General features: G+C 47.9%; 25 protein-coding genes, 1 pseudogene and 1 riboswitch. Of the genes and pseudogenes, 18 read left to right on the top strand and 8 right to left on the bottom strand.

Going from position 1 to position 24,006, the window contains the following annotated elements:
• Positions 1 to 5: 5 nt before the first annotated feature.
• From PP175_RS23555 to PP175_RS23530, 6 genes are all read left to right on the top strand, one after another.
• Positions 6 to 1,379, top strand: a complete 1,374-nt coding sequence (locus PP175_RS23555; protein ID WP_272440626.1) for an APC family permease — start codon at positions 6 to 8, stop codon at positions 1,377 to 1,379.
• The gene (locus tag PP175_RS23550) at positions 1,376 to 2,446 is read left to right on the top strand and encodes a BPL-N domain-containing protein (protein WP_272440625.1); all 1,071 of its coding nucleotides are present in this window, start codon (positions 1,376 to 1,378) and stop codon (positions 2,444 to 2,446) included. The genes PP175_RS23555 and PP175_RS23550 overlap by 4 nt, the downstream gene beginning before the upstream one ends.
• Before the next feature lie 189 nt (positions 2,447 to 2,635).
• Positions 2,636 to 3,151 carry a hypothetical protein gene (locus PP175_RS23545; RefSeq protein ID WP_272440624.1) on the top strand — a complete coding sequence of 172 codons (516 nt, stop codon included), beginning with the start codon at positions 2,636 to 2,638 and terminating at the stop codon, positions 3,149 to 3,151.
• 166 nt (positions 3,152 to 3,317) lie between these two features.
• Positions 3,318 to 3,842, top strand: a complete 525-nt coding sequence (locus PP175_RS23540; protein ID WP_272440623.1) for an RNA polymerase sigma factor — start codon at positions 3,318 to 3,320, stop codon at positions 3,840 to 3,842.
• A 156-nt stretch (positions 3,843 to 3,998) separates the two neighbouring features.
• Positions 3,999 to 4,985 carry an SLAP domain-containing protein gene (locus PP175_RS23535; RefSeq protein ID WP_272440622.1) on the top strand — a complete coding sequence of 329 codons (987 nt, stop codon included), beginning with the start codon at positions 3,999 to 4,001 and terminating at the stop codon, positions 4,983 to 4,985.
• Positions 4,986 to 5,172: 187 nt separating this feature from the next.
• Complete coding sequence (locus PP175_RS23530; protein ID WP_272440621.1) at positions 5,173 to 5,643, top strand: S-layer homology domain-containing protein; 471 nt, start codon at positions 5,173 to 5,175, stop codon at positions 5,641 to 5,643.
• A gap of 174 nt (positions 5,644 to 5,817) precedes the next feature.
• Here PP175_RS23530 and PP175_RS23525 read toward each other — a convergent pair whose 3' ends face one another.
• The 5 genes from PP175_RS23525 to PP175_RS23505 form a co-directional block, all read right to left on the bottom strand.
• Complete coding sequence (locus tag PP175_RS23525) at positions 5,818 to 6,426, bottom strand: RNA-guided endonuclease InsQ/TnpB family protein (protein ID WP_272440620.1); 609 nt, start codon at positions 6,424 to 6,426, stop codon at positions 5,818 to 5,820.
• Between the two features lie 17 nt (positions 6,427 to 6,443).
• Positions 6,444 to 7,022: a hypothetical protein gene (locus tag PP175_RS23520; protein WP_272440619.1), complete on the bottom strand. Its 579-nt coding sequence runs from the start codon at positions 7,020 to 7,022 to the stop codon at positions 6,444 to 6,446.
• A gap of 214 nt (positions 7,023 to 7,236) precedes the next feature.
• The gene (locus PP175_RS23515) at positions 7,237 to 8,064 is read right to left on the bottom strand and encodes an alpha/beta hydrolase (RefSeq protein ID WP_272440618.1); all 828 of its coding nucleotides are present in this window, start codon (positions 8,062 to 8,064) and stop codon (positions 7,237 to 7,239) included.
• Between the two features lie 230 nt (positions 8,065 to 8,294).
• Complete coding sequence (locus tag PP175_RS23510; RefSeq protein ID WP_272440617.1) at positions 8,295 to 9,299, bottom strand: hypothetical protein; 1,005 nt, start codon at positions 9,297 to 9,299, stop codon at positions 8,295 to 8,297.
• Entirely contained in the window at positions 9,274 to 10,746 is a 1,473-nt protein-coding gene (locus tag PP175_RS23505) for an MBOAT family O-acyltransferase (RefSeq protein ID WP_272440616.1), read from the bottom strand. Before PP175_RS23505 ends, PP175_RS23510 begins: the two co-directional genes overlap by 26 nt.
• 197 nt (positions 10,747 to 10,943) lie before the next feature.
• On the opposite strand from PP175_RS23505, the gene PP175_RS23500 reads away from it, so the two are divergent.
• The 9 genes and pseudogenes from PP175_RS23500 to PP175_RS30155 all read left to right on the top strand — a co-directional run bounded on the left by PP175_RS23500 (position 10,944) and on the right by PP175_RS30155 (position 19,075).
• Positions 10,944 to 12,398, top strand: coding sequence for a S41 family peptidase (locus tag PP175_RS23500; protein ID WP_272440615.1), 1,455 nt, complete (start codon positions 10,944 to 10,946; stop codon positions 12,396 to 12,398).
• 106 nt (positions 12,399 to 12,504) lie between these two features.
• The gene (locus PP175_RS23495; RefSeq protein WP_272440614.1) at positions 12,505 to 13,053 is read left to right on the top strand and encodes a hypothetical protein; all 549 of its coding nucleotides are present in this window, start codon (positions 12,505 to 12,507) and stop codon (positions 13,051 to 13,053) included.
• A 105-nt stretch (positions 13,054 to 13,158) separates the two neighbouring features.
• Positions 13,159 to 13,290: riboswitch (SAM riboswitch) on the top strand.
• 151 nt (positions 13,291 to 13,441) lie between these two features.
• Positions 13,442 to 14,653, top strand: coding sequence for a methionine adenosyltransferase (gene metK, locus PP175_RS23490; RefSeq protein ID WP_272440613.1), 1,212 nt, complete (start codon positions 13,442 to 13,444; stop codon positions 14,651 to 14,653).
• Positions 14,654 to 14,854: 201 nt separating this feature from the next.
• Positions 14,855 to 16,036, top strand: coding sequence for a sensor histidine kinase (locus tag PP175_RS23485; protein ID WP_272440612.1), 1,182 nt, complete (start codon positions 14,855 to 14,857; stop codon positions 16,034 to 16,036).
• 30 nt (positions 16,037 to 16,066) lie between these two features.
• Entirely contained in the window at positions 16,067 to 16,783 is a 717-nt protein-coding gene (locus PP175_RS23480) for a response regulator (RefSeq protein ID WP_272440611.1), read from the top strand.
• Between the two features lie 108 nt (positions 16,784 to 16,891).
• Positions 16,892 to 17,308, top strand: a complete 417-nt coding sequence (locus PP175_RS23475) for a hypothetical protein (protein WP_272440610.1) — start codon at positions 16,892 to 16,894, stop codon at positions 17,306 to 17,308.
• Between the two features lie 202 nt (positions 17,309 to 17,510).
• Positions 17,511 to 17,939 carry a hypothetical protein gene (locus PP175_RS23470; protein WP_272440609.1) on the top strand — a complete coding sequence of 143 codons (429 nt, stop codon included), beginning with the start codon at positions 17,511 to 17,513 and terminating at the stop codon, positions 17,937 to 17,939.
• Positions 17,940 to 18,151: 212 nt separating this feature from the next.
• Positions 18,152 to 18,301, top strand: a pseudogene (locus PP175_RS30160) (methyl-accepting chemotaxis protein); the annotation flags it as partial.
• A 213-nt stretch (positions 18,302 to 18,514) separates the two neighbouring features.
• Positions 18,515 to 19,075, top strand: a complete 561-nt coding sequence (locus PP175_RS30155) for a cache domain-containing protein (protein WP_442870496.1) — start codon at positions 18,515 to 18,517, stop codon at positions 19,073 to 19,075.
• On the opposite strand, the gene PP175_RS23460 is transcribed toward PP175_RS30155, so the two are convergent.
• The 3 genes from PP175_RS23460 to PP175_RS23450 all read right to left on the bottom strand — a co-directional run bounded on the left by PP175_RS23460 (position 19,072) and on the right by PP175_RS23450 (position 21,153).
• Positions 19,072 to 20,001 (bottom strand): TIGR01777 family oxidoreductase, encoded by a 930-nt coding sequence (locus PP175_RS23460; RefSeq protein WP_272440607.1) that lies wholly within the window; start codon positions 19,999 to 20,001, stop codon positions 19,072 to 19,074. The genes PP175_RS30155 and PP175_RS23460 overlap by 4 nt on opposite strands.
• Before the next feature lie 96 nt (positions 20,002 to 20,097).
• Positions 20,098 to 20,442: a hypothetical protein gene (locus PP175_RS23455; RefSeq protein ID WP_272440606.1), complete on the bottom strand. Its 345-nt coding sequence runs from the start codon at positions 20,440 to 20,442 to the stop codon at positions 20,098 to 20,100.
• Between the two features lie 204 nt (positions 20,443 to 20,646).
• The gene (locus tag PP175_RS23450; RefSeq protein WP_272440605.1) at positions 20,647 to 21,153 is read right to left on the bottom strand and encodes a hypothetical protein; all 507 of its coding nucleotides are present in this window, start codon (positions 21,151 to 21,153) and stop codon (positions 20,647 to 20,649) included.
• Positions 21,154 to 21,368: 215 nt separating this feature from the next.
• On the opposite strand from PP175_RS23450, the gene PP175_RS23445 reads away from it, so the two are divergent.
• The 3 genes from PP175_RS23445 to PP175_RS23435 are packed head-to-tail and all read left to right on the top strand — an operon-like array spanning position 21,369 to position 23,997.
• The gene (locus tag PP175_RS23445; RefSeq protein ID WP_272440604.1) at positions 21,369 to 21,563 is read left to right on the top strand and encodes an AbrB/MazE/SpoVT family DNA-binding domain-containing protein; all 195 of its coding nucleotides are present in this window, start codon (positions 21,369 to 21,371) and stop codon (positions 21,561 to 21,563) included.
• A gap of 7 nt (positions 21,564 to 21,570) precedes the next feature.
• On the top strand, positions 21,571 to 23,184 hold the full coding sequence (locus tag PP175_RS23440; RefSeq protein ID WP_272440603.1) for an ATP-dependent helicase ComFA: 1,614 nt from the start codon (positions 21,571 to 21,573) through the stop codon (positions 23,182 to 23,184).
• 6 nt (positions 23,185 to 23,190) lie between these two features.
• The gene (locus tag PP175_RS23435; RefSeq protein WP_272440602.1) at positions 23,191 to 23,997 is read left to right on the top strand and encodes a ComF family protein; all 807 of its coding nucleotides are present in this window, start codon (positions 23,191 to 23,193) and stop codon (positions 23,995 to 23,997) included.
• The last annotated feature ends 9 nt before the right edge of the window (positions 23,998 to 24,006 follow it).

Below are 24,006 nucleotides of genomic sequence, written 5' to 3'. Positions count from 1 at the left end.
TTGTTATGAATAAAAAATTAACGTACATAGAAGCCATGGCCATATCTGTAGCGATTATGGCTCCAACGGCCGCGATGGCGCTGAATGGATCGCTTGCAGCGGGTACGGTGGGACACGCAGTTCCGCTTACCTTTCTTCTGGCCATGATTACAATCGGGTTGGTATCTTATACGTTTATTCAATTCAACCGGCATTTCGCCCACAGCGGCTCGGTCTATGCTTTTACCAGTGCATCCCTGTGTGCGCGGACAGGCTTTTTATCCGGATGGACGCTGCTTCTGACCTATTTGCTGTTCACGGCTGCTTCAACAGCGGAAATAGGCGCCTTTATGCAAAGTTTTCTGGAGTTGCTCGGGGTTAAAGTCGGATGGCTTCCCATTGCGCTCGTTAGCGGAATTTTGATTTGGTTTTTGGCCTTTTTAGAGGTCCGGATTAGCGCGCGCGTGCTGCTCATCTTCGAAGGGCTGTCAATCCTTCTGATCGCCATACTGGCCGTTGTGATTATCGCAAAAGGGGGAGCGGCCCACCATTTAACCGCGGAACCTTTTACATTAGGCGATACAAAGCTGTCAGCTATCGGGCTTGCGGGTGTGTTTGCTTTCCTGTCATTTGCCGGTTTTGAAGGGGCTTCAAGCCTGGCGGAAGAAACACAGAATCCGAAGAAAGCCATCCCGCTGGCGATAGGGTCGGCGGTTTTCTTCACCGGTATTTTCTACTTGATAGTCAGCTATGCGCAGTCTATCGGGTTTGGTATGACAGCAGCGGGTATTAAAACATTCGCTGGTTCTTCGGCTCCGTTAGCTGACTTGTCCAACATTTATGTATCCCACGGCTTTGCGGTAGCAATCATGTTAGGTGCGGCATTATCCGGGTTTTCCAGTGCGCTGGGCACAGCCACAACGGGTTCGCGCCTGCTTTTCTCCATGGGAAGGGATGGATTGTTCCATGCAAGCTTAGGAAAACTGCACCCGAAATTTGAGTCTCCACACATTGCGCTTAGCGTGGTGATGATTATTGCCTTTATTCTGCTTTTTGCGATGTCTTCGTTTTCGGGAATCGAGGTATTCGGCTACCTTGGAACGATTGCCGTACTCGGGCTTCTACTAGCCTACCTGGTTACTACGGTGGGTGGAATTTATTACTTTACCAGAATCAAAACGTGGAAAGGCCCGCTTCTTATTGTACCGATTTTGTCCATTCTCGCGCTGGGTTATGCCCTGTATTCCAATGTTTATCCGGTACCGGATGCGCCGTATAAGTACTTCCCATATATCGTGTTAAGCTGGATCGTACTTGGTTTTCTGTATAGTGCCATGAAAAGAAGCTCCGTTTCCAAATTCCATCAGCAGGAGATAGCAGAATTGGAGGAGCAGCAATGAAGCTCATTTCTGTAGAACGGCTCGGTGTAATTAACCGGCAGGCCAGCCTGCCCCGCACGCTGTCGTGGATCAATCGGAAAATCCGTAGAGGAACAGCGATTTATCAGAGCACGCGGGATGTAAGGCTTGCCACTTCTGCCTTTCCTGAAGGGCACACCTATCCTGCCGGAACGCTGCTGGCGGATGTGAATGAGGTACCTGAGTACGTGTATGCGGAGTCAATGGAAGCTCCCGTTGATTCCACGTCCTGGCGAAGGATGCGCCTTCCGGTAAAAATGGCCATCTACAATGGGCTAAACGCCGCTCCATTTTGTTTTGATCCGTATAAAGCATTCTGTGAATTATATGATCTTCCATATCGGGAAGTTACTGATAAAGATATCCGGGATGGGGCGCTTAGTGAGTTCGATCTGTTTATCGTACCAGGAGGGCCGGATGCCGGGGAATCCTACTACGCGGGGCTTGGAGAGAAAGGGATGCTCGCGATTCGCGCTTATCTGGAGAGTGGTGGAAAATACCTGGGTTCATGTGCGGGTGCGTATCTGCCGCTAACTGCTAAGCCGGGCACACCGGAAGCCAGAATGTGGTTGAATGCGGTTGAGGCTACGGATACAAGCGCTTTAGACTACTGGCGCACCGGAACCGGTTTTGTGCGCATTCGGCTAAGCGAGTCTGGGTCGCCTTATACGTATGGCCTTGCCTATGGCTCTGCAAGTTCCCATGATGTAATCTACTGGGAAGGGCCTGTATTTGAAACCCTCGGCGAGGGCGTAAAAGTGATTGCCACCTATGAAGAGTTTCTTTTCTCAGGGGCAGAGCCTCCAAAATGGGAAATGCATAATAATAGCTGTGCGAAGGATGCTCTTGCCTGGACAAACCCTTTAACGGCAGAGCGGTTTGCCAACTTTATGAAACACAAACCTGCTGCAATCGAAGCGCATTATGGCAAAGGAAAGCTCGTGTTATATTCTTTCCACCCTGAGTTCGGCACGCCCAATCTTGCTGCCTGGAAAGACAGTGTGACACATCTGTTTATTATGAACGGAATTTATGAACTCTGCTCTTAAAATAAGAATAAATCGTGACATGATAAGCCGCCCCTTGGATCTGGGGGCGGCTTTTTTTGGCGAAAATTGCTGTCAAACCCTGTAGAACAACAAGGGAAAATGCGGTCAATTCTTTCAAAATATTGTAATTGTTTGGGTTATAATACAGATGTGGAGGTTTTTGTGTCTAACCATAAAGGGGGAGGTAGTATGCAATTTAGAAATGTTGAACAATTGGCGCGTGAATTCTGGGATACCGGACATTATTACTGCCCGGTGCAGACAGACGTAGGCGAGGTGACGCAGGTGGCACTGGGCAGTTCTATATACGGCGCCCGATGCAGTGCAAGCCGTTTCCTCTTTGAAATTGCAAAAGCTAGATGGCTATCACTCGACCTTCTGCGCAAGCAATCGCGAAGCTGGCTGCAGCACCGCAAGCATGTGCCGGTCATTATGGAAGAGAATCTCGTTATTCTGCAGTTTCCTTTCGGCACATCGTACAGTAAAGCTCATCGAAACGCTGGCGTCCGCCTCTCTTCCATCAAGAATTACCACATGCAGCTGCTGCATAGCTGCCAACTTGTCCTCGCAGATTCCCACTCCCTTGTGATTCCCTGCAAAGAACCGATCATTCGCCGACAGCTTACATGGGGTGAACACATCCTGTCATACTATAAAAACAACCGTTTCTCTGCCTCTGCTTCAAGTCTGCATCATGTCCGCTAAGACTTCCGCTTTTACCGTCTTCCGTCATTTACATAACAGCTAACGATTGTTTACTGACTCCTGCACAAGCGCTATCTTTAGATAGGCTGTGAGCGCTCCTGATCCTTCCGCTGTATGCTTGTCCTGCGCGCAAATAACGGAGGCCGGCTTCCTCTAAGGCGGAGTCATGATGGATCAAGAACAATGGACAGAATGGTTCAGCGAGTACGAATTTCTTTTGAACAGATGGACATCTCGGTTTCCGAAAGGCCCTCTGCAAGAGGAAGCCATGCAAATCGCACGTATTGCTTGCTGGCGGCGCCTGCCATCTTACGACCCGGCGCGCGGTGCTTCCCTGCAGACTTATCTTTTCAGGGCTGTTCAGGGGGCGCTGCACAATTGGTATCGCAGGTATGAGGCACGCTGGCTTGAACGGCATTATCTCCCCGCCCCTGTTGAAGGCAGGGAACTCTGGGAGAATGAGGTGGAGGATGATGCGCTGCAGCCACTAGATGAAGACCTTGTCTGGCAGTCCTATTTGGAGGGGCTGCCCCAAGACGAGGCCCAATTTCTTACCCTTCATTATAAAAACGGTTTTTCATTGCCTGAAGTGGCCCGGATAATGGAGATCCCATACGAGCGGTTAAAGAAAAGAAAGCAGCGCTGCCTGGTTAAACTCCGCCAGAAGTATGGGTACAAGGAAACCATTTAACCCTTATTTACCATATTATAGCATATATACAGTAAATGGTAAAATTATTTTGGTTATATTTTGCATAGCTGCCGCAGACAAGATTATCCGATAAAGTTATGCTTCATTCTTCCTTGAAACAAGCTATAATAACATTAGATAAAAGGAGGATATGGCATGGCATTTTTCAAAAAAAGACGTTCTCCCGCCGAAGCGGAATCATCATCTCAAGTACAGCAGGAAACAGCCAGTCAAGAACTGGATGTGGCAAGTGAAAGTACGGAAGAGCTGCTCGTTCCTGAACAGGAACAGGCTGCAGATCAAGTAGCGAACACAGAAACCGAAGAGACCGAGTGGGTTGAACCGCAGACACGGCTTGTATTTCCGGAGGGTGAGGACATTCCTAACGAGCAGCGCTATGTTCTGCAATTTGCCTTTTCAGACTTGCCGCCAATTCCGGACGGCCACCTCGCCATTAATGGCTACAAGATAGAGCAGACTGCTTTTTCGCTTGACGTAACGGCGTTTATTCGCAACAACACGGAAGAAATGGTTCACCTGACCTTGATTCCGCTTGTGATTCTCGATGGCAACCAGAATGCAGTGGCGCGAAAAATATTTAATATGGATGCTTTCGAACTGGAAGCGGGCACGGGAATACCTTATGTGTTTAAATTCTTCCATGAGGATATCATCTCTTTCAATCTCGATTTATCAGCATGGTTTGTAGGCTTCCATATGCAGAACGGTGAGTTGCGGAGCACTACGCCTCTAGCGGATCCCTTCGAGACCAATCCTCAGTTCAACTGGAACCAGCATATCTCAGAAGAGGACCAGCAGGTATACAGGCAGTTCCAGCAAATTTTAGAGCAGACGGAGGATCAGGTGAATTTCATCGCGACGCGGATCCATGTGTCTGAGCAGGACGAGCTATCCGTAGAACTCATGCTGCGCAATGGAACGGATGAGGCCGTAAGTTTCCGCGAGAATATGACATTCACGCTCAGAGACGCAAACGGTGACGTCATTGCGAGCCAGGCATTCGACCTGTCAGCCATTTCGGTGGATCCGCAGACAGTCGCGCTTACTACGCTGACATTTGATGACGGCAACTGGATTAAGAGGGATGCCAATCTGGCGGATTGGACGTTAGAAGTGGAATAATACAATTAAACGCACGTTTAGGAGGAACCTGACTAAGGTTCCTTTTTTTGTGGCCAAAAGAGATGGGAGACTAACAAAATCTTCTTACTGCCCTAGAAAATTCATCCAATTCTAACCTTGCTGATATATGGCTGACACACTTTGTTTTTAAAATTATCTCATCAAATATGAAAATGAGGTGGCACACATGAAAAAATTGGCGACAGCAATATCGGTTATTTCTTCACTTTCTTTAACAGCAGTACCTGTTTTTGCCCAGGGAAATATCCATGTTAAAACAAATGGATATGCCCATCATGTAAATCAAAAAAATATCAATGTTAAAGCCAACAAAATCGCTCATCAATCGATCAAGGTCAACAACAGTGTACATACAACCAATAATTATATTTTTAACGACATTAAGGGGAATTGGGCTGAGCAGGACATCCTGGATTTGGTACAGAAAGGCATCCTTACAGGGATGGGAAATAACAAGTTTGAACCAAATGGTCAGGTAACGAGGGAGCAGTTTGCCACAATGGTTTCGAAATTTTTCAGTCTAAAGAATACCTCTTCGACCAAGGACTTCAACGATGTATCTTCTGATAGATGGTCATATACTAGCATTGAAGCTGCAAAAAATTATATCGATGCCTATGAACACTCCCCCACTTAGCTCCTTCGGAGCTTGAAGTCGGGGTTTCCGATCTCACAAGACGAATGGTTTGGATCGAAGAAAGGGTTGCCTTTCTTCTCACACGTTGCCGTGTGCCAATCCCAACGGCAGGAGCGATCGTCAACACGAATCCTTAATTCGTGGGCCGTGACAAGCCATCTACTTCTTCTTGCGCTAGGCAATCCGAAGATACGTTGGTTTTTCAATTGTAAACGGATGTGATTGTATTTTTCCGTGTAACACAAGCGCAAGCTGGTTCGCCGCACCGTGTAGATCCCGATGTTGGTGGTACCCACAGAAGCATTGATAGATTCTACCAGCGGCTTTTTTGCGCCGGCCACAAACCGGACAGGTTTGCGAAGTATACCGTTCATCTTGCTTTGTGATGGTAATGCCATGCGCCGCCAGTTTGTATTCGAGATAGGCGTACAGCTTTCCAAATGTCCACTGGCTCATCCGTTGGTTATGCTTACGGGAACGTGGCTGTTTTTTAGATGGTTTGTTTTTGCGAGCCCTTGTATGGCGCTGAACCCCTTCCACATCACCGAAGGTCACCTGTTTAAGACATTGTGTTCGTGCCCAATCCACAAACTGCTTCGTGGTTTTATGCAAAGCATCGGTGAGTTGACGGTCACTTTTAGAGAGAAGATACAGCTTGGCACGGCGATACTTTTTCCATTGGCGACTTCCTTTCTTGCAACGGGACATCTTACGCTGAAGCTCACCAAGCTTCTTGTTGCGCAGGCGCTTGATACTCCGAAGTTTACGTCCGGTGATGATCAAGCTTTCACCGTTCGTGGCTACGGCCGCAATTGAGTGGATTTCCCCGCGGGATCAATCGCACAAACGTGAGAACCTGTCGGGTCCGTTCCCTTTTTTTCGTCATCATAGGAAATCGCCAGTTTCAAACCGCGATCATAAACCAGCTCAATTTCTTTGAGGCTACCAGCCGGAAGTTCGGATATGCGAACCACAAGGGGTGCTTGTCGTTTACCGTTCCAGATCCCACGAGCCAGTTCGATGCGCCCATCTGGATGAACGGTAAAACCATCTTTTGCCCACCGCGTATTGAAGTGCCGCTTCTGCTTATACGGATAGCGTATGTTCGTAAACCCGGCTTTTCTCGCCTCCCATGCGCCCTGCCGGGCGCAAAGGTAGCGGTGGCAGACCGATTGGACACACTGGCTGTGCATCGGGAACCGTTTCTTCAGAGCCTTCTGCAGAGTAGACTTGTCGATCCACTTTCCCTGTGCAAGGTGGTGCGCACGGCCTTCATTCAGGCAGGTGTTCCATACCTCAGCCGACAGCCGATTGAGTGCAAACAACGCATCCACCGTCGTTTTGGATGAGATAAAGGATACTTTTTGCGTGCGATACATGAGCGGCACCCTCCTTTCTTACTAGGAATATGTACCTTCATTATATCACAAAAGCAAACGTATGTACGAACGATTCATCCCCCACCTACGCCAAAGGCGATGAGGAAGGGGACTTCTCGCTGATCATGTTAAAATAAGAAACCACCGTCCTACAATATATGGACGGTGGTTTCTTGCCACATTATGAATGTATTATATTAATCAGGTTGCCTAATTAACCGTTGGCTATTACGCGGCGATCTAACCATGAAGAAATGTTACATAAGACATCTTCTCTGCCGATTTCATCATGCGGGTTGTGGAGCATTTCAGGGTATTCTAACCATGTCTTATCCGAAATAGAAACGGAATTAAAGAACTCTTGATTTGTCTTAGCGGAAACAATCGTGTCACTTGCTCCTTGAATGATTAGCAGGGGAGTGTGCAGGCACTCCGGATGGTTTAAAATCCATTCTATGCGGGACAGGCCCACTCTCATCAGTCCCACAGTAATGACGTTGTGGCGAAGTGAGTCTGCATCCATCCATTTGATGACTTGCGTGTCACGGGTGAGCAGCGGATAATCCGGGTCGCTTTCTATTGTATATTCGTCCGGCACTTCCTTAGGGATTTGCTGCAGGGCAGCCCGGAATTCGTTTACGATTAGTGCAGGGGCAATTGCAATGACTCCTTTTATCGCTTCCGGTTTGTTCATGGCGATATCCAGGGAGACAAGCCCGCCCATACTATGCCCAAGCAGAAATAGAGGGAGCGTTGGTTCTTCTGCCTGAATGATTTCCAGGAAACGCGCAGCATCATCTAAGAAGTCCGTACTTTTGTTAACAAAGGCTTGCGGGCCCTCAGACTTACCGTGCCCTCTTATGTCAAACGCATGTATCACGTACCCTCTAGGCACTAAATAGTCAACAATATGTTTTAGGCCGCCGCTATGGGATCCCAGACCATGGATCGCAGCTACAACCGCACGAGGGTTATCGGGCCTCCAGGACTGCCGATAAAGCCGGGTACCATTACTTTCAAAGAAGTTCTCTGTATGATCCACTTGAGTCCCCTCCAACTTTATCTTGTATCCTACGAAATTCTCCATGCCGGGGCGTTTATCCTTGTTGTGAGCAATGTCGGCCTGTTTTGAGTTTGAAAAAAGGCAGAATTCTTACTAAAAATTAACCTCATTGACTTACCGCTGACACATCGGGTGCATATGATATCAATGGTCACATATCCACACATATGTGTCTCTCGATTCCCCTGATAACTCGATCAGGGGCTTTTTTAATGCAAAAATTTAACCACGGCGTTGGCCCCTTTGGTGTTAAGGTGGTTGGCGTCGCGGAAGTTGCTGTTATCGAGCACAGGGGGAATGATGAGGAACGGAGCGTGGTGCTGGTCTGCCATCCGCTGTATCCGATCCCGGAACTGCTTCTGTTGTGTGCCGTACTTACCACCGAGTACGGATTCCAGATCTCTGGTGCGGGGAAGCTGGATGAATTCAAGCTGAATGCCTCTGCCGGCGAGACCTGACACAAGCTTTTCCATGGCTTGCGTATGAGCCCCCTCCATGCGATAGTCCGTCATCCACCGCTGGCCTACATCATTACTATAAGCTGGCCCGATGTGGGATCGGTCGATGGCTGTCACAGGTGGCAGCCCCCAGCGGTACGCGTATTGGTCGGAAGGCGGCTTTGGAAGCTTGCCCTCCGTGTACAAACTCAGCATCTGGGTCCATACATCGCGCATGCCGTATGCATAGAGCAGCCAGCCAAATGTAAGATCCGCTTTTTCTTCAATAGTCCCTGCGCTAAGCCGCTCTCCAAGTGTGGCATTGTAACGGAACAGAGTGCTTTGGCCGTAATGGCTGTTGTTTAAGTGATGCTCATTGACCGATATGATCGCCTTCTGTACGTTGGACAGCTGGCTCATATCGAGCTCGTACATACGCAGCATATCCACAGGTTTGCCGCCGCTGACGCTTAGATTAAAGACCTCATCGGGTTTGTAGCCGTACTGTTTGGCGATCAGCGGGGGCCTCAGCCCGTCCATGCTTTCGGAGTCGCCGAAAATCACCATTTTGATTTTGGTTTTGTCCACCCGGGCCAAACGCTTCTGCAGGTCATCCACCTGCCCAATGAAGCTGGTGGGTGCAGCCCCGTAAAAAGACAGGTTGCGGAAGATAAGCGTCTCGCAGAGTACAAGAAAGAGGATGGCAAATGCAAGTCCGCCCATCCACCATTTTCGCGAAGGGCCTTGGCCTCTAGAATTGGAAGTAAATGAATTCATGTTTTTCCCCTTTTATCATGGCAATAACGAATAGCACAAATGCTGCGTAGAGTAGGCCGCGTACGGGCGAAGGAACGTGGCGCTGCCACCACTGCCCAATTTTTACTTCATGGGTACGCAACAGGTATTCCAGCAGATGAAAGCCATACAAGGCAGCTGCAAGCTGAAGGTACAGCCGCTGATCGGCAAGCTGCCCGCGCAGGCCCGCCCACCCAGCGGGACCCAGCATTCTGGCGATATACACAAAGGCATCATGTACACTGTGGGCCCGGAAAAATACCCACGTTACCGTTGTGATTTGGAAGAACACGAAGACAGTAAAGATATGATAGAGCACCCCGCCGATGTTGCGTGCTGGTTTGGCAGGCTTATTGCTGGCAGGCGATCGATTACCCAGCAGCTTTTTAACTGCTTCGGTATACCACTTGTGCAGGATGAGCAGCAGCCCATGCAGAAAACCCCAGATGACAAACGTCCACATCGCGCCGTGCCAGAGGCCGGATACCAGCATGGAAGCAAGCAGGTTTACATCTTTTCGGATGCGGCCTTTTCTGGAACCGCCAAGCGGAATATAGATATAATCCCTGATCCAGCTGGATAAGGTGATGTGCCAGCGGCGCCAAAATTCGGTGGCACTGCTGCTGATATAAGGCGTCATAAAGTTGATGGGCAGTCGGTAGCCGAACAAATAGCCGATGCCGACCGCCATATCGCTGTAGCCGGAGAAGTCCGCATAGATCTGAAAGCCGAACAGGTAGGCGCCTGCCCAGGCCTGCATGGCAGTGAGCGATCCGGGAGAGTGAAAATATTGTTCTATAATTGGTGAGAGCCTGTCCGCAATCATAATCTTCTTGAGGAGCCCCCACATAATGAGGTACACACCGTATTTGAAATCAGCGGGGTGCAGCTTCAGTTTCTTTGTTTGCTCCACCTGGGGCATGAATTCGCGGCCACGCATAATGGGACCGGCCAGCTGGTGGGCAAAAAATGCGATAAATACCCAGAATTTCAAATAAGTACGGGATGGCTCAATCAGCCCTTTACGAATGTCAACAAGGTAGGCAATCAGCTGGAACGTGTAAAATGAAATGCCTACCGGAAGGACGATCTGGGACCAAAAGCTCCCGGGTGTAACAAGTGGGATGCCGGTAACCGATTCTATATTATGCAGGGCAAACAGCGAGTATTTAAAAAATACAAGGTTTGCAGCATTGAGAAGGATGCCGGCAACCATCCAGCCCTTGCCTCTGGGACCGGGAACCCGTTTGCCAATAAGATAGGATGCAAATGAAACACCCAGAAACAAAAACAGGAACCCCCAGCTGGCGGCAGCATAGAAAAGGCAGTTGGCCAAACCGAGCAGCGCCAGGCGGGCATCGCGAAACAAGTGATACAGAATGAATGTGATAATCAGTAGAAAAAAGAATTCCGGTGTATGAAACAGCATATGTATCCACCTTAGTTAAATAAGCTTCATTTTACCATACCTTATTCTTTCGTTGAAATGATGGCGATGAATTGTTGTTCAAAATGAGAAGGACTAATGGATAGTACGTCGAATCCTATTCTGAGGGTGTGATAGAAACCGGAAGTTTTTTCAGGATGCTTATCATTTCACAACAGTGAGAGCAGAAAGGGACTATTATGAAAAAAAGCATACAGCGATTGATGATGGCAGGTGTGGTTATTAGCGCATTTTTTCAGCCGTGTACCGGAGTTTTTGCCGCGGCTTCTGTACCGAGTGATACTACATATAAGCAGCAGGAAGCGCGCATTGATGAGGTGCTGCGCAAACTGATGGAACAGCATCTCAATAGCAAACTGGATATTTCCAAGCTGACCGATGCAGCGATCCGTGGAATGGTTAGCGGGGTGGGTGACCCGTACACAGACTATTATACGGATAATGAATTTAATACGTTTATGGATGGCATTCAGGGAACCTACACCGGAATTGGCGTCTATTTACAAAAAGCAGGCGAACGCCTTCTTGTTTATTCCGTTATAGATAAAACACCCGCAGGAGAGGCGGGGATTATGGTGGGCGATGAAATTTTATCCGTGAATGGTGAAAACATCGAAACGCTCCTCGTGGACCAGGCGGCGGATAAGCTGGCGGGTACCCCTGGAAGGGTTTTAGATATAAAAGTTAAACGAAATAACAGGATCATTAATTTTCATGTGTCTGTGGCTGCGATTCAGGCTGCGCCCCTTGACAGCCTGATGCTTGACAATGGCATTGGCTATATTAACCTATATACTTTCTCCGATCAGTCTCCTGTCATTTTGCGCCAGCAACTGAGCGCGTTAAATGATCGCGGGATGAAGGGTTTGATCCTTGATTTGAGGGATAATCCGGGTGGGTATGTTCAGGCTGCAGTTGATATAGCGGGAATGTTTATCGGGAAAGGGACGGCTGTTAATATCGTGGATCGCACCGGCAGTAAACAGGCGGTTGCTGTGAATGGAACGAAGTGGCAGAAGCCCATGATTGTTCTCGTAAACAATGGAACAGCAAGCGCGGCAGAGATACTGACCGCGGCCCTGCAGGATTATGGAGTAGCAAAGGTGATGGGCACGCAAACGTACGGCAAAGGGGTTATTCAGCAGGTGCAGCCGCTTAATGGTGGCGGTGTGCTTAAGCTAACCGTTGCGGAGTATTACTCTCCCCTGATGCACAAGATCAACCTCCAGGGTATCAGGCCTGATATCGCGGTTCAGGGAACAGATAATCAAATTTTGCAGGCTATTAAGAGCCTCAACGGGGCCGTCTCGCTGAACTTGATGGCCGATGGGTCTGCTACTCTTTCCGGCTATCCCGTGGCAGAAAAAACGCTTGTGCAGCGAATAGGAAACGGATGGTTTGTGGCACTTCGGTCATTCGCCGATACGTTTAACGGCAGTATTTCCTGGGATGGACGAAAAGGGCAGGTCACGTTTCAGAGCGGGAATACGAAGAAAAGTTATTTTCTAAATAACCCGGATATCCGATCGATCAACGGCACGACGTATCTTTCCGTTGACAGGCTTCATAAGGATTTCCCTTCCATTATTGTACAAAAACAGCCCGACCGAACGGTGATCCGGCCAGGAGCGTAGGTTCCGATTGCGGCTGAATCCGTAATTATAGGCATTTCACCAGGTTGATTTAACACAGCCTGGATTTGATTTTCACATACAACACAGCAACGGAGGAAATACTATCATGAAGAAATGGGGATATGCTATTGCCGGCGCGGCAATGGCTTTTACAATTAGCGCGATCTCTTCCGGGATCGCGGCCCAAGCGGACCCGTCCAACAGCGCAGCTCCCGGTACGGACGGTGATCCTGTGGTCACCAAGAGCTATGTGGACCAGGTGAAAACGGACCTGCTGAGCGTCATCAACAGCATCAAGTCACAGCCGGCACCGCAGAACCCGGCTAAGCCTCAGACTCCAGCGAAGCCTCAGGCACCGGTACCTGCACCAGCGTCTTCTGGAACGGGTGATCTGGTGGTAGAGAAAGTTCCGCCCGGCAAAACCATTATTGGGTATGCGGGAACAGAATTTATTGTTCGCGTGGGCACGGTAACAGCTGTAACCCAGGCGGGGGACGGGTATGGGCTGCCGGATATTACAGGCGGCTCCAATCTGGATAAAGGCCAGGAAGTGCCGCATAACCATTTGATTCTTCTGCCATATAATGATGGAAGAGGCGTCAAGGCGCAGACGTCTGCGTATGTGATGATTCGCGGCAAGTATTCCATTCAGTAACAATTCCTAATTGGCTGTTGACAAATATCTGGCTAATAGGATATGCTCGTTTGGAATGAATGGAATATGTTATTCAATTTTTTCAAAGTTTAGCAGCGGAAGACCCTTATATCCCGAGTAGGCGGAGGGACTGGCCCGATGAAGCCCGGCAACCTTACTGTTTTTAAGAAGCGGTGAATGGTGCTAACCAGCAGGAGAGGGGAATGCTTGAACAACCACAATCCTGGAAGATAAAGGGCAAAGGACGAGTAAATTTCAACCTTTTCCTACAGGAAGCACATCCCTGTGCGTCAGGAAAAGGTTTTTTACTGCTTTGCAAGGGAATGCGAAGGGAGTACCGTATCTTAGCAAGACCATTAACATAATGTGGTTGAAGGAGGTACATCAATTGGCGCTTAAAAAAGGACGTCATCTCTTCACATCGGAATCTGTAACGGAAGGACATCCGGATAAAATTTGTGACCAGATTTCAGATGCAATTTTAGACGCAATAATCGAGAAAGACCCGAATGCACGCGTGGCTGCGGAAACATCGGTAACAACAGGAATGGTACTGGTGGCCGGTGAGATTACAACGAGCTGCTATGTGGATATCCCGAAGGTCGTTCGCGAAACCATCCGTGAAATTGGATACACCCGTGCAAAGTATGGCTTTGACGCCGATACATGCGCTGTGTTGACTTCCATTGATGAACAATCCCCTGACATCGCGCAGGGTGTAGATAAAGCACTGGAAGCGCGCGAAGGACAAATGTCAGACGAACAAATCGAAGCAATCGGCGCCGGAGACCAGGGCTTAATGTTCGGGTTTGCCTGCAATGAAACAGAAGAATTAATGCCGCTTCCGATTTCTCTGTCCCACCAGTTGTCCCGCCGATTGGCTGAAGTCCGCAAGAATGGTACGCTCGCTTACCTTCGTCCGGACGGAAAAACACAGGTAACAGTGGAATACGATGGGGATAAACCTGTTCGTGTGGATACAATCGTTATCTCCACGCAGCATGACCCGGCTGTAACGCTGGAACAAATTCAAAAAGACTTAAAAGAGCATGTGATTAATCCGATCGTTTCGGCTGAACTGCTCGATGAGAATACGAAATACTTTATTAACCCGACTGGCCGCTTCGTTATCGGCGGACCGCAGGGTGATGCAGGCCTCACAGGCCGCAAGATCATTGTGGATACGTACGGCGGATACGCTCGCCATGGCGGCGGCGCGTTCTCCGGCAAGGATCCGACAAAAGTCGACCGTTCCGGTGCTTACGCTGCACGCTATGTAGCGAAGAATATCGTCGCTGCCGGCCTGGCAGAGAAGTGTGAAGTACAGGTTGCTTATGCAATCGGTGTGGCTCAGCCGGTATCCATCAACGTGGATACATTTGGCACGGGTACAGTTGATGAAGAAATTCTTGTTCAGCTGGTGCGCAAGCATTTTGACCTTCGCCCTGCTGGCATTATCAAGCAATTAGGCCTTCGCCGTCCGATGTACCGCCAGACCGCTGCATACGGCCATTTTGGCCGCAACGATCTGAATGTACCATGGGAGCGTACAGATAAAGCGGAAGTCCTAAAGAAAGAAGCTTCTGAACTCACTTTATAAGAAAATGTTATAGTTATCACCCTTAAGACCCACCACATTCATAGTGTGTGGGTCTTGTTTTGTTTATGTGGGATGAATGGTACAATATAAAAAGGTGTTTTGTGTGTTTTGTCGAAATTAGGTTAGATAGGAAGAAGCTACAGCGGTGAAGCGCTGGTTATAAATGGTACTTCTTGTCTATTGGCAGGGAAGGGGATTACCATGGACGAGGTTAATATAGATGTAGAGGTTTTGGATGAGGTATTCAAAAAAACCGTCTCTTCGGTGGAGGACAGCAAAGAGAAGATATTTGATATCTCTGAGAATGCACGCCAGGAGAGTAACCACATTTCCCTCGAACTGGAGAATCTGAAAACAGAAATCAATGAGGTTATAAACCATACTGACCAGCTAGAGGTGGCAGCCAGAAGAGCGAGGCAGCAACTAGCGCATGTAAGCCGAAATTTTCATAAATTCAATGAGACGCAGATTCGCGAGGCCTATGAAGAGGCAAGCCAGGTACAGATCCAGCTGACGTTATCCCGCGACAAGGAACTGCGGTTAAGGCTGCGGCGAGATGAACTGGATAGGCGGCTGCGGAGCTTGAAGAATACGGTGGAGAAGGCCGACACACTGATCACCCATATAAGCGTAGTCCTTAATTACCTGCAGGGGGATCTGCAGAAAGTAGGACGGGCTTTAGAATCAGCCCAGAACCGCCAGCAGCTTGGTTTTAAAATTATCCAGGCGCAAGAAGAAGAAAGAAAAAGGGTAGCCAGGGAAATTCATGACGGACCCGCCCAATCCATGGCCAATGTTGCGCTCCGCAGTGAAATTGTGGAACGTATGCTTAACCAAAACCGGATTGATGAAGCGAAAACCGAACTTCGGCTGCTTAAGGAGCTTACCCGTGCCAGCCTGACAGATGTCCGCAAAATTATTTTTGACTTGCGTCCTATGGCACTCGATGACCTGGGACTTGTACCTACGCTGCGCAAGTATACAGAGGATTTCCAGAAACGGCAGGGCGTGGAGGCGAAGATGACTATCATTGGCTCTGACCGAAGAGTCCCAAGCACCATCGAAGTCGCGATTTTTCGACTGATACAAGAATCATTAAACAACGTGGCTAAGCACGCCCAGGCGCGCCATGTAGATATACGTATTGAATTTAAACCGCAGGTTGTGCATGTGCGCGTGATAGATGATGGTGTCGGGTTTACTCCCCCTGAGAAAGGCGGCGGTCTTCAATTCGGACTCATGGGGATGAAGGAGAGGACCAAGCTTCTACAGGGAAAAATGAAGGTGGATTCGACAGTGGGCAAGGGGACGACGCTGAGTTTTAGCATCCCTCTGAAACACAGGGACGATAAAAATCCCGCAGCAACGGAAAAGACTACTTAAATTCCAAAGAACGAAGCAGGAGGACAAGTAATGACTGATAATAATATTACGATACTGTTAGTAGATGACCATAAACTATTCCGTGAAGGTGTAAAACGGATACTTGAAATGGAAGAAGACTTTCAAGTAGTGGGTGAAGCTTCCGATGGTGAAGAAGCGATGAATATGGCGGCCGAATTCCAGCCGAACGTCATTCTGATGGACATTAATATGCCAAAAATGACAGGTGTACAGGCTACGCAGCGCATTAAAGAAAAGTCGCCGGAATCCCATGTCATTATTCTGTCGATTCATGACGACGAGAACTACGTATACAAATCTCTCCGCTCCGGTGCTTCCGGTTATCTGCTGAAGGAAATGGATTCGGACGCGCTAATTGATGCGATTCATTCGGTTGCCCGTGGGGAAGCTTACATTCACCCGAAAGTAACCGGCAAGCTGATTACCGAGTTTCGCCGCTTAAGCAGCATTGAGCAGAACGTGGAAGAAAACGTGCTGATGAGCGATGTGAGCGAACTGGGTGGAAGCGACAAAGAAAACAACATTCTTGCGCTTACACCGCGTGAGCGTGAAGTCCTCCAGCTGATGGCTGAAGGAAAAAGCAACCGGATGATAGGTGAAGAGCTGTTTATTAGTGAAAAAACAGTTAAAAATCACGTCAGCAGCATCCTGCAAAAGCTTGATGTGCAGGATAGGACGCAGGCTGTGGTTATGTCCATTAAGAACGGATGGGTGAAGCTGTCTTAACGGTTGCTGCACGGCAACTGATGTACCGTCAGGCTGAAGATTGCCATTCCTCACCATGATCCCCTTCTTTGCATACCCTGAAAGGAGAAGTTCAGGGAGGGGAATGCCGTGTTAGCTGTATTTGCCGGTACGGCGATTACCGTTATAAGTATATACTTCGGATTGGTTTATTTGTTTCACCTGATGAGCAAGAAAATTTTTACACTTCCATTGAGGCAGGATGTTTCCAGAGAGAAAGCTTCGGGAAACCCTTCGATATTGGTAAGTATGCTGACAGGAAATTCGGAAGGCCAGATTGAACATACGGTACGCAGCATTCACTGGCAGTCCATTGACAAGGGAATTATATACTCTGTTTCTGTGAAAGATTGCGGCTCCACGGATCAGACAGTTGCCATTACGCGAAAGCTAAGGCGCAGCTACCCCGGCTTATTCACACCGGATATGCCACAATCGCAGGTGAAGAATCCCGCTCACAATGATGGAAGGGTAGAAATCGACCTGAGAACCCATGAAAGACCGTAAAAGAAAAAGATAGCCTCCTGCAAATCGCAATGCGGGAGGCTATCTTTTTTGTTTACTTCGCAGGTTTCTATTGAGGTGTGAAGTAGTCCAAAGTTTGTAACGTTAATAAGTTGTTTAAGGTCATAAAGGGAATAGACGTTGCATAACCTTTACATAAGTATGGTTTGAAATTTACCTACTTATCGAGCGGAGGTGTTGAGCAATGCCAAATAGACTAAAAAATGTTGCATCCTTACATGTCGTTTCACCACACATGTATATAAATCCAAGTGAGTCGACGTATTACGAAAAGCTGCTCCGAATAAATAGCCATAATCCACGTGCGCTTTACCAGCTGGGATTAAAGGCGGAAAAAGCCGGCTACAATACCATAGCGAAAAAATATTATGAAAAATCTGCCTCTGTTGGCTCCTATCAACCTGCTTTGGGGGCTTTAATTCTTCTCAAACAGAAGGAACGCAAGGTGGAACGGATACAGCAGCAAAAACGCCAGGAAGCCTTTTGGCTGCTCGATGAACAGGACAAGGCACGGGAGGGCAGACGTACAAGGAGCGTAATACAGAGTTTGATCGTGATGCTGTTCATTTATTTAATCACCATTGTGTTTGTTATGGGGATACTCCTTAAATAAGATTAAAGTGCATTCGCTATTTTATACACCCGTTTAATAAGTATGGCAGAAAATCTGACATACAGCTTTTATTCGTGATCGCGATATGATATTTTCACATAATAAAAGTGGGGGGTATAAAAATGACAAAACAACAGACCACAACAAATAACCTGAATGTTTCGGCATTACTTAACGAGCTTAAAGCAGCAACGAAACAAATGAAGAATGTCATACAAGCCATTGACCATGTGGCTTCCCAGGCCAATTTACTCTCTCTGAACTCAGCGATCGAGGCAGCGCGGGCAGGAGAAGCCGGGCGAGGCTTCTCAGTTGTCGCAAATGAAATCAAGCGATTTTCACTGCAGAGTAAAGAGGCGAATGACAAGAGCTTCGAGTTTATTGCAAACATTGAGCATAAAGCCAATGAAGTCATAGCGGTGCGTACCGCAGATATCGCCTTCGACACAATCGACAAAATCGATCGTAATTTATTTGAACGCAATTGTGATGTACAAGCATGGGCTACATTTAAAGAAATCAAGTTCTGTCTGCTGCACGGTGATCCAGCAAGTCAGGTAAATGCAACAAAGTTTATGAAACAAATTATCGATATTTATGAAGTGTATTATGATATGTTTGTCGTGAATAAAGAAGGGGTTGTCGTTGCGTCCGGTGTGAACCAGGGGTTGGTAGGACAAGATATGTCAAACCGGACCTGGTTTAAGGAAACGATGGAGACCAATAGTGTGTATGTAACCGATATGTATTTTTCAAGGGCGATGAATGGATATACGATTGCCTATTCCTGTCCGGTACGCGATGATAACGGTGAGGTGCTGGGTGTGTTCACCACAAGATTTAATTGGTCCTATATTTACGAGATTATTGACTCTGTCAAAATAAACAGCGACAGTGATTTGTTTGTCATTAATAATAAAGGAATCGTGATCGGATCACGGGATCGAAAGGGAATTCTAGAGAAAAGTCTCATCTCACTCCAGGCTGTAAGAAATTTAATGGCAGGCGATAAATATGGCTACACCATCGAAAAGGAACATGGCAGGGACAAGATCTTTGCTTTCTGCCGCACGAAAGGCTATAACGCTTACAAAGGTAAAGAATGGTCGGTGATCGTAAGTGAATGCATTGATTAATTGGTTGAAAACCACCCTGCATATATTTCTTTTAAAGTAGTTTCTAAATCTACATACTTAAAAACAAAACCGCTTTTCGTAAATTTCGCTGGAATGCAGTTTCTGCCCGTAAGAGCTAAACCCGGATCTGCCCGCATTACAACGTAAGCGCCAAGCCATACAAGAGGTGATGGAGCGGGGGCTGCCCAGCCTTTTCCAAGCGCAGTCCGTAAGGCCTTCATGAACACTTGGTTTGTTACGGGACGAGGGCCTGTCGCGTTATAAGCGCCTGTGATCTGGCTGTTTTCAATGGCAGTCAAAAACATTTGATTTAAGTCTTCTATGTGTATCCAGCTAATGTATTGTTTCCCGGATCCGATTGTGCCTCCCAGGTTTAGCCTGGCTAACTTCTCCAACGGTTGCAGTGCTCCGCCGTTTTTGGCGAGAGCGAAGCCAATTCGCAGTACCGCCTGACGTGTCTCGGGCAATGGATGTGTAAAAAATTCTTCTTCCCATCTTTGGCAGACCTGTACGGAGAAGCCGGTTCCATGCACCGATTCTTCATTGCAGACAGCTGTCGTATCCCCAAAAATAGCAAGCGAACCTGCCTGAATAAAAGCTTTTGGGGGATTCTTGCAAGCTCTAATCGCCTGTTTGAGCACCCTAACTGAATCCACACGGGATGAAATGATTTCTGCCTTATTCCTCGGGGTGTAGATGCAGTTTACGCTTTTGCCTGTCAAGTTAACAATCGCTTCGCAGCCCTCTAATTCTAATGTCCAGCTATTAATGGTTTTACCGTCCCATTGAACATATTTGATATGATTGCTGCTAGTAGCAGTTCTTCTCGTCAATACAACTACCTCGTATCCCTTTTCTATTAAATAATTGGCCAGCGATTGACCCAGGAAGCCTGAGCCGCCTGGAAGAACGACTTTCTTTGCCATGTTGCATTCCTCCTGTAGATTCTATTAATAGAAAGTACGGATACTTTAACCACGAATGGGCAAACACATGACATCAACTGGTTATATTAGATAGGGTTAGTTTTGCAATTTCTCGCGGATGAGAGAGACGTCTGCTTCCAACGTATCAACACGTACGGCCGTTTTATTTTGCCGTAATTCTAGCCGTTCGATTCGATACGTGCCGCGTTCTAAATCTTCTAAGCGTGTATTGATTTGTTTAACCTCTCCATGAAGTTTGTCAACGTCCAGTGATATTCCCTCTAATTGTGCTTTTAACTCTTCTTGCCCATCCCGTAATGCATAAATGATTTGATTCATCTCTTGATATCTTTGGTTCAACTCTTCATATTTTTGATTTATAGGATTTAGTTCTTCCTTGATCACAGCGCGCATAAGCTGAACCAGTTTCTTCTCGTCCATTTTTTCTCTCCCCTTTATTGCCTATTTGCCATTTTTGAGCGTCCTAAAGTCGTCCATGTAATTTTAAGTGTTAATTAAACTATACAGCGGATGGAGGGGGTAATCAATACAATCCGCTTCCTAAATTTGATAATAATTGTATTTTTATGGATGTGATAACTTGGTGGATCTCTCACTCAAAAGTAGTCAGTATGTACGGGTGTTCTATTTACAAAAATATCGTGAAAGTCCAGCCGTATACCGAAAAAATTCCGCCGTGATGTTTGAAATAGAATATTTGCTTAATATGCCCATAACGAGTGTAATCGTAATAAGATAGATCAACAGCATAATTATCAAACTCTGCACCATTGTCCTGCGGCGCCAGTTCTTTCGTGCGGTTGTATTTTCCCATTTCTTAAACATGTTGGAAGCCTGCCTTAGTTTCTGTTCCCGCTGCCTTTCTTCCTGTATCTCCTTATGTTTCAGCAGGATTAACGCGCCAATCGCCGGCTCATAGGAGGCGACAGAAGCGGACTTCTCATAATATTGCTTAGCTTTCTCCCTATCGCCAGCCTTTTCCGCTTTTCTTCCAAGCTGATACAGCGCGCGCGGATTATGGCGGTTAACCCGCAGTAGTTTTTCATAGTACCCGGATTCAATTGGATTGACATACATATTTCGTGAAAGCAAGTGCAAGGATGATGGTTTCTTTTTGATTTTACTGGTCATTTGGCTGCACCTCCTGTGATACAGTGTGGGCAAAAGTCATGTGCAGTAAACGACGTATTTCGTCGTATTCAGTCGAAATAAAAATAGAGAAATATTGGTAAATACATGTTATATTAGAAAGGAAAAAAATGGATTTTGTCGATTGCTATTACTAACCGCAGAAGAGATGGCACCGGGGGGACGTCCCTACTATATCCCAGGGGGAGCGGATAAGTATGAGAAGGATAGTGAACATGGATGGCATGGGGATGATTCAGATTCCAAGCGAGATTCTCAGTGAAATGGGGATCCACCCAATGGACGAAATCGAATTTATCGTCACAGAGAATGGAGAGCTTGGCATCCGCAAAATCAGTCCTCACAAGGAGCGGGTCGCGGAACAACTGCAAGCGTTATACGGAGACTTATAAGCGCGCCATGAAAGGTACAGAAAGGTTCACCCGCATCTACGAGACTATAAAGGGACGGGCTCTACTTGAGGATGAACTATGGTGGCTGCTCGAATCAACCGCCAAAGCGCCACATCTTTTGCAGCGAGAAAAGATCATGGGGATGGTTGAACAGCTCATATTGGATAAAAAGATTGTGCGTAAACAGGGGGTAGAACGTGTCTGCCAGCACATCACGGATGGGGAGAGATCAAAGCTCTCCTTTTTGTTTTCTCTACTTGGGGGGCATCAAAAACAAGCTTCTGTTTATCAGTGCAGCCGGTGCGGCGCAGCGGACAGTGACATTGCGGAAGTTTTCTGCCATCGGTGCGGCGGTTTGTGCAGGTACTGCAGGCGCTGCCTTTCAATGGGGCGGAGTACATCGTGTACATCCTTCTACCTTATTCCTTATGAGGGACCCAGCGATTGCATTGAAATTGAACGCACGGATGCTGGCGAGGATATCGTTCCCGACCCTTTCGATTCTCTTAATCAATTTGCAAACCTGACAACTGCCCAGTTGAATGCAGCCAGGCAGGCATTGGCTTTTCTATACAGGCGCGAACACATCCAGGCAGATGAATTTTTGATATGGGCGGTATGCGGGGCGGGCAAAACGGAGGTCATGTTCCCCATACTGCATGCGGCTCTGCGTCAGGGGCAGCGGGTTTTATGGGCCACTCCCCGGCGGGATGTGGTGTTAGAGCTCGCGCCACGGCTTGCGGCGGCATTTCCAGAAGTCCCAATCGGCGTCCTTCATGGCAAATCTCCGGAGAAGTGGAGCCCGGCGGCGCTAATATTAGCCACTACGCATCAAGCTCTGCGATTTTTTCGCTCTTTTGATGTTGTAATTGTTGATGAGGTCGATGCCTATCCCTATACAGCCGATGATTTGCTGCCCTTTGCGGTGAAGCGGGCCAGGAAATTGCCCGGAAAGACCATCTATCTAACCGCCACGCCGCGCCGGGAACATCAGCAAAGGATGAGGGTAAAGGAAGAATCCAGCAAAAGGCTTCCACATGTAAAAATACCGGTTCGCTATCATGGCCACCCGCTGCCGGTTCCGGTGATCCGGCTGGAGTCTAAATTAAACAAATGTTTGAAAAATGGCATTCCTTCCTTGGCCATGCGGCGTTTTCTGGACAAACTCAAAACGGAAGGTGCACCGGGCTTTATTTTTGTGCCGGCAGTCCATGAGCTTGACCTGTTAAAAAGATATATCCTCAACATCGACAGCTACTGGGCGGACCATATCGAAACGGCACATGCATCAGACCCGGGCCGTGAAGAGAAAGTGATGGCGATGCGCCGCGGTGAGCGACAACTCCTGCTGACCACAACGATTATGGAGCGTGGTGTGACTTTGCCTAATATCTCTGTGCTGGTATGCCGTGCAGACGCTGCCGTTTTTGACGAGGCAGCCCTTGTCCAGATCGCGGGACGAGCCGGACGGTCTAAAGACTACCCGAAAGGCGATGTTATCTTTCTTGCGGCAGAGCGGAGTGTCGCGATGAAAGCCGCAATCAGGCAGATTACGGACATGAACAGACTGGCCGCGAGAGAGGGGTATTTTCAATCCCAGGCGGATGAGCAGAGGGGGTGAAGTATAGTGATGCAGACTTTTAAACGGTTGATCAAATATTTGCTAGTGATTGCTTTTCCAAAGCCAGAGGGATGCCTGCTATGCGGGATGGCCGCGAGTGGGACGGGGAGGCGCATTGCGCAACTATGCCTCCGGTGTGAACAGCGTTTTACCTTCCATACTGAAATCTGCAGCCTCTGCGGCAGACAGTGGACAGAGGAGATGGCTGATGGTGACCATTGTTCTTTTACTGACGATGAGCGGGTGTGCGGGGATTGTCTCAGACGAACAATACACGACCTCATCCTTTCCAGAAGTGCCGTGGTCTACAACAAGCCAGTTAAAGACTTGCTTTCGCTGTATAAATTTCGCGGTGACCGCATGCTTGCGCCTGTCCTTGCGTTTTTTCTTGTGTATGCCTATAACAAATACTATGGTTCAGGTGGAGTCGCTGTGCCAGATTTAATTACTTACATACCTGTTCATCAAAGCAGATTAGAAGAAAGAACGTTTAACCAGGCGGAAGAACTCGCGGCTCTGTTAGGCGCCACGGTTGGAATCCCTGTGATGGCGCTTCTCGAAAAAACAAAAGCTACCGATAAGCAAAGCCGCAAAACCAGAAAAGATCGGCTGCATGCGCTTGATTATGCGTTTTGCTTTAAACCTCCTGAACCGGGTCACATAACAAACGACGAGCTCCTCCAGAAACCGGAACTAGACATTCTGCTTGTAGATGACGTATATACTACAGGCAGCACACTTCACGAGGCGGCGCGCGTCCTCAAGCACAGCTTGCCGCATGCGAGCGTGTATGGATTAACTGTGGCTAGATAAACCTAAGCT

The sequence above is a fragment of the Aneurinibacillus sp. Ricciae_BoGa-3 genome, from assembly GCF_028421645.1.
In the GTDB taxonomy this organism is placed as follows: Bacteria; Bacillota; Bacilli; order Aneurinibacillales; family Aneurinibacillaceae; genus Aneurinibacillus_B.
Note: the sequence above shows the minus strand (reverse complement) of the source record. Positions and strands in the feature narration are given on the sequence as shown.

Bases quoted from the DNA above. Each gene is read 5' to 3' on its own strand.
- PP175_RS23440 (WP_272440603.1), top strand. From the start codon at position 21,571: ATGAAAGGTACAGAAAGGTTCACCCGCATCTACGAGACTATAAAGGGA.
- PP175_RS23445 (WP_272440604.1), top strand. From the start codon at position 21,369: ATGAGAAGGATAGTGAACATGGATGGCATGGGGATGATTCAGATTCCA.
- PP175_RS23500 (WP_272440615.1), top strand. From the start codon at position 10,944: ATGAAAAAAAGCATACAGCGATTGATGATGGCAGGTGTGGTTATTAGC.
- PP175_RS30155 (WP_442870496.1), top strand. From the start codon at position 18,515: ATGAAACAAATTATCGATATTTATGAAGTGTATTATGATATGTTTGTC.
- PP175_RS23450 (WP_272440605.1), bottom strand. From the start codon at position 21,153: ATGACCAGTAAAATCAAAAAGAAACCATCATCCTTGCACTTGCTTTCA.
- PP175_RS23530 (WP_272440621.1), top strand. From the start codon at position 5,173: ATGAAAAAATTGGCGACAGCAATATCGGTTATTTCTTCACTTTCTTTA.
- PP175_RS23540 (WP_272440623.1), top strand. From the start codon at position 3,318: ATGATGGATCAAGAACAATGGACAGAATGGTTCAGCGAGTACGAATTT.
- PP175_RS23545 (WP_272440624.1), top strand. From the start codon at position 2,636: ATGCAATTTAGAAATGTTGAACAATTGGCGCGTGAATTCTGGGATACC.
- PP175_RS23455 (WP_272440606.1), bottom strand. From the start codon at position 20,442: ATGGACGAGAAGAAACTGGTTCAGCTTATGCGCGCTGTGATCAAGGAA.
- PP175_RS23535 (WP_272440622.1), top strand. From the start codon at position 3,999: ATGGCATTTTTCAAAAAAAGACGTTCTCCCGCCGAAGCGGAATCATCA.
- PP175_RS23505 (WP_272440616.1), bottom strand. From the start codon at position 10,746: ATGCTGTTTCATACACCGGAATTCTTTTTTCTACTGATTATCACATTC.
- PP175_RS23555 (WP_272440626.1), top strand. From the start codon at position 6: ATGAATAAAAAATTAACGTACATAGAAGCCATGGCCATATCTGTAGCG.
- PP175_RS23480 (WP_272440611.1), top strand. From the start codon at position 16,067: ATGACTGATAATAATATTACGATACTGTTAGTAGATGACCATAAACTA.
- PP175_RS23550 (WP_272440625.1), top strand. From the start codon at position 1,376: ATGAAGCTCATTTCTGTAGAACGGCTCGGTGTAATTAACCGGCAGGCC.
- PP175_RS23460 (WP_272440607.1), bottom strand. From the start codon at position 20,001: ATGGCAAAGAAAGTCGTTCTTCCAGGCGGCTCAGGCTTCCTGGGTCAA.
- PP175_RS23520 (WP_272440619.1), bottom strand. From the start codon at position 7,022: ATGTATCGCACGCAAAAAGTATCCTTTATCTCATCCAAAACGACGGTG.
- PP175_RS23495 (WP_272440614.1), top strand. From the start codon at position 12,505: ATGAAGAAATGGGGATATGCTATTGCCGGCGCGGCAATGGCTTTTACA.
- PP175_RS23510 (WP_272440617.1), bottom strand. From the start codon at position 9,299: ATGAATTCATTTACTTCCAATTCTAGAGGCCAAGGCCCTTCGCGAAAA.
- PP175_RS23470 (WP_272440609.1), top strand. From the start codon at position 17,511: ATGCCAAATAGACTAAAAAATGTTGCATCCTTACATGTCGTTTCACCA.
- PP175_RS23485 (WP_272440612.1), top strand. From the start codon at position 14,855: ATGGACGAGGTTAATATAGATGTAGAGGTTTTGGATGAGGTATTCAAA.